We start from the raw sequence: 10,801 nt of genomic DNA, 5'->3' as shown, positions 1-10,801 counted from the left end.
TTTATATTATTCCACAGTAGCTCAGTTGGTAGAGCAATCGGCTGTTAACCGATCGGTCGTAGGTTCGAGTCCTACCTGTGGAGCCATTACGGAGAGCTGTCCGAGTGGCCGAAGGAGCACGATTGGAAATCGTGTAGGCGGTTTAGAGCCGTCTCGAGGGTTCAAATCCCTCGCTCTCCGCCATAAAAAACATTATTATTTGGCCCGTTGGTCAAGTGGTTAAGACACCGCCCTTTCACGGCGGTAACACGGGTTCGAATCCCGTACGGGTCACCACTTAAAATTATTTATAGGACTACTTGCTAAAGACACAACATCCTGTTGTAACGCAAGTACTAGCACGTCCTGTACATTGGAGGATTAGCTCAGCTGGGAGAGCACTTGCCTTACAAGCAAGGGGTCGGCGGTTCGAACCCGTCATCCTCCACCAAAAATTTTTATAACGTCGCGGGGTGGAGCAGTCTGGTAGCTCGTCGGGCTCATAACCCGAAGGTCGGTGGTTCAAATCCGCCCCCCGCAACCAAATTTTCATTTAGTATTAATATGTGGTCCCGTGGTGTAGCGGTTAACATGCCTGCCTGTCACGCAGGAGATCGCGGGTTCGATTCCCGTCGGGACCGCCATTTTAAATTAATTGGTATATAGGATTGGGACAAACGAGAAGTTAGAACCTATGCATTACTTCTATAAGAACTTTATTAAGGCTCGGTAGCTCAGTCGGTAGAGCAATGGACTGAAAATCCATGTGTCGGCGGTTCGATTCCGTCCCGAGCCACCACTGTTTTACAAATTATCTTGCTGGCCTAGCTCAATTGGTAGAGCAACTGACTTGTAATCAGTAGGTTGGGGGTTCAAGTCCTCTGGCCAGCACCATTTTTTTAAAAGTCTTGACTTAATATTAAATATTTTGTATTATAATTATTGTCTCTCTTGGAGGGGTAGCGAAGTGGCTAAACGCGGCGGACTGTAAATCCGCTCCCTCAGGGTTCGGCGGTTCGAATCCGTCCCCCTCCACCATTTTTTTATACTACCGTTTAATAGGGGCATAGTTTAACGGTAGAACAGAGGTCTCCAAAACCTCCAGTGTGGGTTCGATTCCTACTGCCCCTGCCAGTAAGGAAAATAAACTAAACTAAATTAATATATAATTATGGCGGTTGTGGCGAAGTGGTTAACGCACCGGATTGTGGTTCCGGCATTCGTGGGTTCGATTCCCATCAGCCGCCCCATTTTGTTTTGGGCTATAGCCAAGCGGTAAGGCAACGGATTTTGATTCCGTCATGCGCAGGTTCGAATCCTGCTAGCCCAGCCATTTTTTGCGGGAGTAGTTCAGTGGTAGAACACCACCTTGCCAAGGTGGGGGTCGCGAGTTCGAATCTCGTCTTCCGCTCCAGACAAAATTGGCGGCATAGCCAAGTGGTAAGGCACGGGTCTGCAAAACCCTTATCCCCCGGTTCGAATCCGGGTGCCGCCTCCATAATATTTATTGTAATAAGTCCTGCCGGGGTGGTGGAATTGGCAGACACACAGGACTTAAAATCCTGCGGTAGGTGACTATCGTGCCGGTTCAAGTCCGGCCCTCGGCACCATTTAATAAATTAATTTGTTTGTATACATAATTCATCATGAATAAGAACAACTAGTAAAAACGTTTCTAAAATATAGAAACGTTTTTTTGTATGCTTTTTTATGCGTGAGGATCATTTAAAAAGTAGTTTTGATACAAAACGTAAGTTAGTAGAATTTTTAAAGCTATCTCTTATTCTCGGAAACTAAAAGAAGGGAAATCTCATGTAAAAAAAACAATAAGGGTAACAAAGAGAATAATGGAGAATATTATACCACCTATACAGCCGTATACTTGTTGTTTGAATTTCTTATCATCTTGTTCTTTTCGTATTTTTTCACTATCATATAGCATCTGGAAAAGACCATTAGTGAGAAAAATGTCTACAATACGCCATGACTTTTTTTCTTCAGACTTTTCTTCTTTATTGTCCACATTAGTTTCATTATTTTCTTCTTAGTTTGAATTATTATTTTTCATAATTCCTCCTCCTTCTTTATTATTTAATATTAATTAGGTTACTTAATATTACCATATTGTTACCACTTCAACGAATGAACTTACAGACATATTCTTATTTTAGTAGGAATGCGATGATTGTAGTTGGTTTTACTTTCATCATAGTGATCTTTCAAATTCTACTTTCGACCTATGAAAAGATTAAATGAATATACTAGAATATTGTAAATAATTCACAATGATGAATGGTCTTGTTTTACAGGTAATCCTATATATAGAGGTATTTTCTTCTCTAAAACATGATGAAAAGAAGGGAGTTTATGTTTTTCAAAGGTAAATGAAGTGGTTAATTATAATAGAAATATAGTTAATACGTACGATTGTACATGCTATGATTATTCGGTATAACTAGAATAATAGTTTGTATATAAAATTAATAGGGGGATATGATTTTGAATAGAAAATTACATAAATTATTTATACCAGCAGTTTTGATTGTTAGTTTATTATTGGGTGGTAATGTGGCGGTTGCTGATGAGATGGAGATAGAGGAGAATAGTGAGGCTCCTATAACTGAAGATGTAGTTATTGAATCTGAAGAGAGTTTAGTTGAGGAGGGTACGGAAGTTGTTGATGAGCTTGGTGAAGGTGAGGAATTGGAAGAAGAGGTTGAGAGTACAGAACCTCGTTTAGTTCCAGGGAACTTCTTTTATTTTGTTAAAAAAGCATTTGAGCAAATTCAGATAGCTTTATCGTTTGATGATGTTAAAAAAGGGGCAGTATTAGCGCAGCATGCTGAAAACCGACTTGCAGAGGCGAATGCGTTAATTTTAGCTGGAGATGTTGAAAAGGCAGAGGAGTTACTGGAAAGGGCGATCGAAACGAATCTTCTAGCTCTCGAGGCTATTGGTGAAGAAATAGTGGAAGAGGAAGAAGTAGTGGAGTCAGGTGAGGTAGTTGAGGGGGCTGATGAAGCTGATGAAGCTGATGAAAATGAAGGGATAGAGGAAGGGCAAGAGCAAGAGGGATCAAACGATGAGTTGATTGAGGAAGAGGGATTGGAGGAAGGTTCTGAAATAGAGAAGACGAAGGCAAGAATTTCAAACAATATTCCAGCACTTCTTGCTGTTTTAGAGAAAATTGAGAATCCAAGAGCTCAAGCAGCCATAATGAAGAACATTGAAAAGAGCTTTGGGAAGTTAGCTGTTAAATTGGAAAGGAAAGCTCAACGTGTGGTGGTAGAGGATCAAGAGGAAGAGCTAGAAAATAGTGAGTCTAGCGATACAGTAATCATAGAGTCAGAAGATGATGCTGTAGCTAGAGATACGGATCAGGACGAGCAAGTGGAAGCTGTTTCTTTGATGGGAGATCTTGAGAAGGGTGCTAAGGTGGAGTCTACTGAGGATGCATCTACTCCAAGTGTTGCTCCAAAGAAAAATCAAGGACAGGGACAGCAAAAAGCGGAAGAGAAAGTGAAGAAGAACGGAAAGAATGAAAAGGCAAAGGAAGCAGTAAGTCAGGAAAAGGAAAATCGCAACGAAGAGAGAAAGAATGAACAAAAGAGAGAAGATAAAAAGCCTGTAATTGAGAAAGAAAAAAAGGAAAAGGATCCTAAAGGAAATCAAGGGAACAAGCCTGACCATGCAACTGAAAAGAAAGAGAACCGTGGAAATAATGGTAATGGCAAAGGGAATAATGGTAACGGAAGAAACAATTAGTTAAATGGGGGGCTATCTACTGAACGGGAGGTAGTCCTTTTGGTTGAAAGGTAAGAATCAATAAAACTTTTATTTTGAAAGGTGTCTATGAGTCAGGACGACGATGATTTAGCCGTTGCCTAAAGGACGTAGGCTGTACTTAGGCGGAATTGGGGCGCCTTGCGCTTTTCTTAATGCAAGTACAGTCATAATTTGCTAGCTGAAAAACCTTTGACAGGTATCCCATATTCATGTTATATTATTCCTTGTCGAATAGAAATGCAGGCTTGTTTCATAGCCATTGGCTTTATCTATGAATAAATTATTCATTGCCAAGGATAATTTGTTAGAAGTCGTTTTCATAGTGCTGAAGCAATTGATCAACATGCCGGTGTGGCGGAATTGGCAGACGCGCGGGACTCAAAATCCCGTTCCTTCACGGGAGTGTCGGTTCGACCCCGACCACCGGTACCATTACATAAAGTTAGGCTAAGATTAATAACGATTAATCACTCACAAGTGTTGATACATCAACGTTTGTGAGTTTTTTGTTTTTCGGGAAAAGAGAGACAGTTCGTCGCCCTGCTTTAGTGTTTCTATTGTACTTCATGGATAATTCACCAGAGAACATATAGTGTCTATCTCTTCCGTTCCTAGTTATAAAACAAAAAGCTGTGCACTGCTGTGATGGCAGTGCACAGCTTTTTTAGTATAGGGACAGAGTCCCTGAGGTCCCATTGATATGAAATATTTGGTACAATGAAATTGAATATAGATCAATATATCCTAGTAATTTGCTGTTAGGGTAGAATTATTCTTGTTAGGAATGGAGGTATGTATATGAATAATAAAGAATTGCAAATCATTGTCGAACATTTAGTTGAAAATGCATCTCCATATCTAATCATAATGTTTGGTTCAACTGTGAAAGGAAACTTGAAAAAGGATAGTGATTTCGATATTGCTTTCTTAAGCGATGTGAATATAGGCAAATATGAGTTATTCATGACATCTCAAGAGCTTGCTAGTAAAATTAACCGCAATGTTGATTTAATTGACTTAAATCAGGCAAATACGGTTTTTCAAGCTCAGATCATTCATACTGGTAAAGTAATTTATTGTACCGATGAAAAGAAGAAAGCTCAGTTTGAATTAAAAACCCTAAAAATGTATGCGAAATTGAACGAAGAACGTTTCCACATAATTAGAAATATAGAGGAAAGTGGGTCTATCTATGAAAAGTGATGTCATTTTAAATAAAATTAATATAATAGAAAGGTGTATTAGACGAATTAATGAGGAATATGCCAATACACCTGCTAATTTAAATAATTTTACAAAACAAGACTCGATTGTTTTAAATTTGCAGCGGGCTTGTGAAGCTAGCATAGATCTTGCTATGCATATTGTTGCAGAGAAAAAGCTCGGTTTGCCACAGACTAGCAGAGACGCATTTACTTTTTTGGTAGAACACGATATTATCTCCGTTTCACTTTCTAAGAAAATGCAAGCCATGGTTGGTTTTAGGAATATTGCTGTCCATGATTATCAAGAGTTGAACTTGGTGATATTACAAAAAATTCTTGAAGAACATCTTGATGATTTTACTGAGTATACGAAAGTGATTCTTCATTATTGATCTTCTCATTAGGAGATACTACTAATCATTTATTTTGACTAAAAGGCAAACAAGGCACAGTAATCGGATTTCATCGTCATCTGTTGTTGTGCCGTTATTGTATTACAAAAGATATCAACTACTGATAGAAAATCCACATTTTTGTAACTGTTTCTATGACAAGGATGCCATTAACTATGATAGAATTACTTTGCTAGGAAAAAGAGGGAGGGATATGTATTCAGTAACGTTAGTCAGTGTAGAAGCATGATGAATTAAGATTGAGACAAGAATCAGAAGTAGAAATCTCCTATAATACCTCATTTTAAAACCCACATTAAAGTTCCAATGCTATTGGTAAATGACGCAACCACAACAAGCTCCGTCACTTGCTGCTGGTTTTCTCCCATTTTTTCAAAAAAACATTAAATCACTAAAGCTTATTTGTAGAACTTTCAATATTGTCATTATAGAGCAAGTCTTTTAACAAGTGGTCATAACCGCATCTGTTGGTAATGTAGTCATTTTTTCACGTCCTTCGCGTTTTCGGAAAAAAGGGAGAAGCATAACTGTTGCATCCCATGTGAATAAAATTATGAAGGTAGGTGCTTATGGAAATGAAGAGTGAAGGTGGAAGGGTAGTGGATTTTATCCAAATGGAAAACAATGAAAGAGTCTTTCGCCACGAATATGCTGTATCGGAAGAAGTTCAGAAAGTAATGATTAATGATGTAACAAACAAATTTAGGAACTATGTCTTTGGAGAATTTTATTCTACATATGTTCCGGTCTTAGAAGAATACTTGGGTGAACATGAGATAAGAATGGAAAAACATCGATCTATGCTTTTAAACCTTTTTTGGGGCTGTCTGTTGTATGAGTCTAGCCTAAAAGACACGGTAAGTATTGTAGAGGAGTTTATTGAAGAGAACTATATTTTGATGAAAAAGAAGCCCATATTACTACCTTGGTTAAGGGAATGGGAAAAAGCGGTTCCTAAATTTTATTTTGTAGGTCATATTTTTCACAATGGATATTTTATCGTTGTAGATATTTTAACGAGAGAGTCGATAGAAGTAGTGATGCTAGACCCGGAGGCCACCCCACCTAGAAAAGGGGAAATTGTTTTCGGAACGTTGATTCCCTTAGGTAATGGAGATTACTTTCCTATTGTTGATTTTTATCATTTTGATTATGAAGCAAGAGAAGCAATGGCCTCTTGTATGCTGTATCACTTTGAAAACTACTTAAAACATGAAACCATGCACGATGCATTCATCCACGTTCTTTCCATCATGCTACAGATAGAAAGAAAAATCTTCTTAGACAATCACCAAAAATAAATCTTCAAGTAAAACCACTTCACCAGCAAACTTCCCATTAAATTAGAAAAGAGAAACTGGATAAAAAGACCGGTATATGGTTAATGTGAAGGATGCAATTACCCATGTCATTCTACTTTATCTTTTAACAAGAGGTAATAACCGTATCTTAGTATTTTTGTTGGTTATGGATACAGTTCATAGTTCCACGTCCTTCGAGTCTTCGGAAATATAAATTGAGGGGAAGGTAAATATGGAAATTAAAAAAGCAATAGAAATTGTCACTCTATTAGCAGATGGTATTGATCCACACACAGGAGAAGTTTTTCCTCATGATAGTCCATACCAAGCTCCTGATACTGTAAGATCACTCTACTTAGCGGTAAAAGGGTTGGAGCAGTTGGAGAAAAGTGAAAGACGTCAGAAGCGGTTGCCAGAAAATGCAGGAAAAGGGTGGGAGGAACAAGAGGAAAAATTATTGGCTGATGGTTTTGATAACGGCAAAACTATCAATGAACTTGCAGAAATACACCAAAGAACCGTTGGTTCGATAAGGTCTAGGTTAGTTAAATTAAGAAAAATAGAAGAGAAGTAGAGTACTGAATGTGACACAAATTTTCTGATCCCCGTTACCCTGTACAGTAAAGTATTATGCACTGAGGGTCAGCACCTTTTTGGTACATCAAGAAGTTGTCCAAGTTGTTTCATTTGAAGAAGGTAGTAGATTAACATCTTCCTTTTTGAATTTTATTGAGCCAGTAGTGAAATTGAGGAACAGTAATATCTTCATATCCGATACCCAGTCATTTACTGTAAGTCCACTAGCTTCATAGTCGTGCATACGCTTCTTTACACATATGATATTTTTCATCTCGGTCCATGACGCCACTCCTAACTTTCATTTCTTAATTAAAGTATGCCATGTACCGGAATTCAAGAAGAAGGTGTAGATTGTTTGACGCTTACACATCAACGATTCTGAGATTTTTGTTTATCGGTAGATGAGAGAGTTCCTTTTGCAATTCTCAGTGTTTCTACAGTACTTCAGGAGAGTAGATCACCAATGAATAAAGTAAGTGTCCATGTCTTCAATTACTAGGCATAAAACAAAAAGCTGTGCACTGCTGAGAAGGGGGTGCACGATTTGTTAGTATAGGGACAGAGTCCCTACTGTCCCCCTAGTATATTCCTTTTTTATTTCAGAATTATGTGATAAATTTAAGGTATTTACAAGGGAAGTAGGTGCCTATCATAGAAAATCTACTAATTAATATACTTTTTGTTCTCATACCTATCTTATTTTTTCAAATCTTTTATATTAATATCGATTCAAAGTACAAAGACATCATCCTAGCTATTGTTTTTAGTACATCAATTGTTATATGTATGAATTTCCCGATTACAAACTTTGAAGGACATTTATTTGATTTAAGGTTTATTCCATTTGTATTGGGAGCCCTCTATGGTGGGAAAAAAGTTGCACTTTTTCTTTATCTTGTAATCTTAGCTTACCGTTTTTATCTCGGTGGGGTAGGTGTTTATATTGCCTTCTTCGATAGCACATTATTATTAATCATTCTCCTCTTTTTACTAATACCAAAATATCAAACATATTCTCTTAAAACAAAAATTATTGGTACGATGGCTTTACTTGCACTTATTGCGACTATTAGCTTAATTGCATGTCATACAATGTTTGGCTTTATTCTTCATGCTCCGAGTGTTTTATTATCTTCCTTTGTTGTTGCACAAGCTTTAACAATGGGGCTATCTGTTTATTTTCTAGAATACTTAATTACTATCGATACTATGAAAAAGCAACTATATCATAATGAAAAATTAAAAAGCCTTAGTGAAATGGCGGCTAGCATTTCTCATGAAGTTAGAAATCCGTTAACAGTCACAAGAGGATTTATCCAACTGCTGAAGGAACCAATTATTGATGAAGAAAAGAAGAATACTTACATAAACTTGTCCCTTCAAGAATTGGATCGTGCTGAATCGATCATTACAGATTATCTTACGTTTGCAAAACCACACGAGAATATTGAACTCGAATCATTAAATGTTACCGATGAAGTGAACTATGTTGCGAATGTAATGCAACCTTATGCGTTAATGCATAAGGCATCTATTACAAAAGAATTTCTTATTAACGAGAGCTATATTTTAGGAAACAAAAAACAACTTCAACAATGCTTAATTAATTTATCAAAAAATGCTATTGAAGCCATGAAAAATGGTGGGAAGCTTGTGTTTAAAGTATACAAGGAAGATAAAAAAGTAATTATAAAGCTATCAGATACTGGAATTGGAATGACCTCAGATCAAATTAGTCGTTTAGGAGTTCCCTTTTTCACAAATAAAGAAAATGGTACGGGTTTAGGAACAATGGTTGCTTTCAGTATTGTGAAAGCAATGAAGGGAGAAATAAAGGTAAATAGCAAAATAAACGAAGGAACGACGTTCACTATTTTGATCCCAGAGAGTGGGGAGTAGGGGTAGGTATGTGGAATTACCTCAATCAAATGATGAATTAATGATGATAAACGATGCTCAATCAAATGGTTATATGTTACACCCTGCTTTTCCAGATCCAAATAAAAAGTATCTATCTAAGGAATTATTTCCAGCTTTTAATCGGCGTCTCCCATCACCAGATCGGCAGGATTTTTTTGAGATTGTTAAGGATCTCGGATTAAAGATAAATTGTTCTAAAATCATTAGTGTTGCATAAATAATGTTTGAATTTTCAGTTTATTTGTCTATCTTGTTTAGAGCCAAAAAGGTAAATACCCAATCAAAGGTGGCTCCATCCATTTGGTAATTATTTTACAATTAGGCAGGTGCGACGTCGACAAGATCCTTCTACGGGATAGTTTTTCCTTCTATCTTTAGGGACAGTAGGGACAGGGACCTTGTCCCAGGGCGTGTACCAAATAATATGGTGGTACCTTTTTTTAGGGGCGGGTATCTTTTTAATTAATCTACAAATGAGGAATGAGTGTGAAATGAGGTGCCAAAATTGAACGTGTTGTCTGTTGTAAAACATAATGAGGAGATTATGCTTGTAAATAAAGGAGGGGGAATCCTCCTCTATTTATGATTTCGTTCATTACCCCTTTTGAAGTTTCCTGTTACCTTCGCCATGATCAATTGTCTATCCTTTTCATTACTAGCTTCGTCCATTCTTCTTAAAAATTTCTCGGCATCTTTTCCTTTTAAAATTTTTACTTGTTTTCCTTCATACTCAAGAAAAACGGTATTATCTTTATTGTGTCGATACCGAAAGGAGTTTCATTTAATCGATTTCTTTTATCTATGTTATCCATTTGTATCCCTCCATAGAAAACATTGTAAGTTTAATATAACATCATTGTCCTATAATCGTTTTAGAGTAACTGTTGATAAACAATTTTAATGACAGAAGATACAAATGAATTTTCACTAGTAACGTCATCTTCTTCCTCGTAGTTATTCGGAATAATCTTATGACTTTTAAAGAATAAAACCGGTTCAACCTCAGAGGTGAGCCGAATTTTTCTTTATATTATGGATAGTCAATACAACTCTCATAATTATCAGGTCGACAACGCCATAGACGGTGTAGAGTTTTGATTGCTCCTTTTCTAATCCCATATTTCTTAAGTGAGAGTATTGCATAGTGGGAGCAGGTAGGGTGAAATCTACAGTTTATGTGTTTCGGCTTAAGTGGAGAGAGCTTTTTTTGATAAAATTGAATAAGTGAAATTAGGAAAAATAAGATTAACTTTCTAAACATTATGGACAACCTTTTCCTTAATCACTGCTTTAGATCCACAGTTCGGGCAGCTATTTAATTCTTTCACAGCTGTTTTTTGTTTCTCGGGAATGAATAATGCAGGTAAACATCCGGTGCAACACATCATATTTTTACCGGTATTACTCATATCACTTCCTAAATTTTGAAGTTTCTCTCCGAAATTTTCTATCTCCTCATTTTTTCCATAATACCAAACCTTACCACAGGCTTTACATGTACATTTTGTTTCTGAAATTTTTTTAGACAAAGAAACCACCTCAACTACTAGCAATTTATCCATTATCTTAACCAATTCAGCTGAATAATATTGATGGGGGGATGGAGGGGGGACTGGAG

Annotated in this window: 9 protein-coding genes, 16 tRNA genes and 1 pseudogene; 23 read left to right on the top strand and 3 right to left on the bottom strand. The window is 37.0% G+C overall.

All coding sequences use genetic code 11. The features are described 5' to 3' along the window. Positions 1 to 10: 10 nt before the first annotated feature. The 23 genes from QA612_RS15575 (at position 11) to QA612_RS15465 (ending at position 9,400) form a co-directional block, all read left to right on the top strand. A tRNA-Asn gene (locus tag QA612_RS15575) sits at positions 11 to 86 on the top strand. Between the two features lie 4 nt (positions 87 to 90). Then, a tRNA-Ser gene (locus QA612_RS15570) sits at positions 91 to 183 on the top strand. A gap of 18 nt (positions 184 to 201) precedes the next feature. Beyond that, a tRNA-Glu gene (locus QA612_RS15565) sits at positions 202 to 276 on the top strand. 78 nt (positions 277 to 354) lie between these two features. Beyond that, positions 355 to 430 (top strand) — tRNA-Val (locus QA612_RS15560). Positions 431 to 446: 16 nt separating this feature from the next. Continuing rightward, positions 447 to 523 (top strand) — tRNA-Met (locus QA612_RS15555). 24 nt (positions 524 to 547) lie between these two features. Continuing rightward, positions 548 to 623, top strand: a tRNA-Asp gene (locus QA612_RS15550). A gap of 79 nt (positions 624 to 702) precedes the next feature. Beyond that, positions 703 to 778 (top strand) — tRNA-Phe (locus QA612_RS15545). Between the two features lie 19 nt (positions 779 to 797). After that, a tRNA-Thr gene (locus tag QA612_RS15540) sits at positions 798 to 873 on the top strand. A 59-nt stretch (positions 874 to 932) separates the two neighbouring features. After that, a tRNA-Tyr gene (locus tag QA612_RS15535) sits at positions 933 to 1,017 on the top strand. A 22-nt stretch (positions 1,018 to 1,039) separates the two neighbouring features. Then, positions 1,040 to 1,113 (top strand) — tRNA-Trp (locus QA612_RS15530). Between the two features lie 40 nt (positions 1,114 to 1,153). Further along, positions 1,154 to 1,229: transfer RNA gene (locus QA612_RS15525), tRNA-His, on the top strand. Positions 1,230 to 1,237: 8 nt separating this feature from the next. Further along, a tRNA-Gln gene (locus QA612_RS15520) sits at positions 1,238 to 1,312 on the top strand. 6 nt (positions 1,313 to 1,318) lie between these two features. Next, a tRNA-Gly gene (locus tag QA612_RS15515) sits at positions 1,319 to 1,393 on the top strand. Between the two features lie 9 nt (positions 1,394 to 1,402). After that, positions 1,403 to 1,477 (top strand) — tRNA-Cys (locus QA612_RS15510). 23 nt (positions 1,478 to 1,500) lie between these two features. Beyond that, positions 1,501 to 1,589: transfer RNA gene (locus tag QA612_RS15505), tRNA-Leu, on the top strand. An 889-nt stretch (positions 1,590 to 2,478) separates the two neighbouring features. Continuing rightward, on the top strand, positions 2,479 to 3,744 hold the full coding sequence (locus QA612_RS15500) for a DUF5667 domain-containing protein (RefSeq protein ID WP_278284727.1): 1,266 nt from the start codon (positions 2,479 to 2,481) through the stop codon (positions 3,742 to 3,744). Between the two features lie 366 nt (positions 3,745 to 4,110). Beyond that, positions 4,111 to 4,197 (top strand) — tRNA-Leu (locus QA612_RS15495). 366 nt (positions 4,198 to 4,563) lie between these two features. Continuing rightward, positions 4,564 to 4,968 (top strand): type VII toxin-antitoxin system MntA family adenylyltransferase antitoxin, encoded by a 405-nt coding sequence (gene mntA / locus QA612_RS15490; RefSeq protein WP_278284726.1) that lies wholly within the window; start codon positions 4,564 to 4,566, stop codon positions 4,966 to 4,968. Next, positions 4,958 to 5,362 carry a type VII toxin-antitoxin system HepT family RNase toxin gene (hepT, locus tag QA612_RS15485; protein WP_278284725.1) on the top strand — a complete coding sequence of 135 codons (405 nt, stop codon included), beginning with the start codon at positions 4,958 to 4,960 and terminating at the stop codon, positions 5,360 to 5,362. The genes mntA and hepT overlap by 11 nt, the downstream gene beginning before the upstream one ends. A 620-nt stretch (positions 5,363 to 5,982) precedes the next feature. Further along, positions 5,983 to 6,684, top strand: a complete 702-nt coding sequence (locus tag QA612_RS15480) for a hypothetical protein (RefSeq protein ID WP_278284724.1) — start codon at positions 5,983 to 5,985, stop codon at positions 6,682 to 6,684. Positions 6,685 to 6,916: 232 nt separating this feature from the next. Beyond that, positions 6,917 to 7,258, top strand: a complete 342-nt coding sequence (locus QA612_RS15475; RefSeq protein WP_278284723.1) for a hypothetical protein — start codon at positions 6,917 to 6,919, stop codon at positions 7,256 to 7,258. A 647-nt stretch (positions 7,259 to 7,905) separates the two neighbouring features. Beyond that, the gene (locus QA612_RS15470) at positions 7,906 to 9,162 is read left to right on the top strand and encodes an ATP-binding protein (RefSeq protein WP_278284722.1); all 1,257 of its coding nucleotides are present in this window, start codon (positions 7,906 to 7,908) and stop codon (positions 9,160 to 9,162) included. Positions 9,163 to 9,172: 10 nt separating this feature from the next. Next, complete coding sequence (locus QA612_RS15465; RefSeq protein WP_278284721.1) at positions 9,173 to 9,400, top strand: hypothetical protein; 228 nt, start codon at positions 9,173 to 9,175, stop codon at positions 9,398 to 9,400. A gap of 359 nt (positions 9,401 to 9,759) precedes the next feature. On the opposite strand, the pseudogene QA612_RS15460 reads toward QA612_RS15465, so the two are convergent. The 3 genes and pseudogenes from QA612_RS15460 to QA612_RS15450 form a co-directional block, all read right to left on the bottom strand. Continuing rightward, a pseudogene (locus QA612_RS15460) lies at positions 9,760 to 9,995 on the bottom strand (hypothetical protein). Positions 9,996 to 10,213: 218 nt separating this feature from the next. Then, positions 10,214 to 10,444: a membrane protein insertion efficiency factor YidD gene (gene yidD / locus QA612_RS15455; protein WP_278284720.1), complete on the bottom strand. Its 231-nt coding sequence runs from the start codon at positions 10,442 to 10,444 to the stop codon at positions 10,214 to 10,216. Then, positions 10,437 to 10,712 carry a hypothetical protein gene (locus tag QA612_RS15450; protein WP_278284719.1) on the bottom strand — a complete coding sequence of 92 codons (276 nt, stop codon included), beginning with the start codon at positions 10,710 to 10,712 and terminating at the stop codon, positions 10,437 to 10,439. Before QA612_RS15450 ends, yidD begins: the two co-directional genes overlap by 8 nt. Between the last annotated feature and the right edge of the window lie 89 nt (positions 10,713 to 10,801).

Source organism: Evansella sp. AB-P1 (assembly GCF_029688925.1).
In the GTDB taxonomy this organism is placed as follows: domain Bacteria; phylum Bacillota; class Bacilli; order Bacillales; family Salisediminibacteriaceae; genus Evansella.
This window is presented reverse-complemented; position numbering and strand designations above follow the sequence as displayed.

What these genes read in the sequence shown, in the direction of transcription:
- hepT (WP_278284725.1), top strand. Translation starts at nt 4,958, where the DNA reads ATGAAAAGTGATGTCATTTTAAATAAAATTAATATAATAGAAAGGTGT.
- yidD (WP_278284720.1), bottom strand. Translation starts at nt 10,444, where the DNA reads ATGTTTAGAAAGTTAATCTTATTTTTCCTAATTTCACTTATTCAATTT.
- QA612_RS15475 (WP_278284723.1), top strand. Translation starts at nt 6,917, where the DNA reads ATGGAAATTAAAAAAGCAATAGAAATTGTCACTCTATTAGCAGATGGT.
- mntA (WP_278284726.1), top strand. Translation starts at nt 4,564, where the DNA reads ATGAATAATAAAGAATTGCAAATCATTGTCGAACATTTAGTTGAAAAT.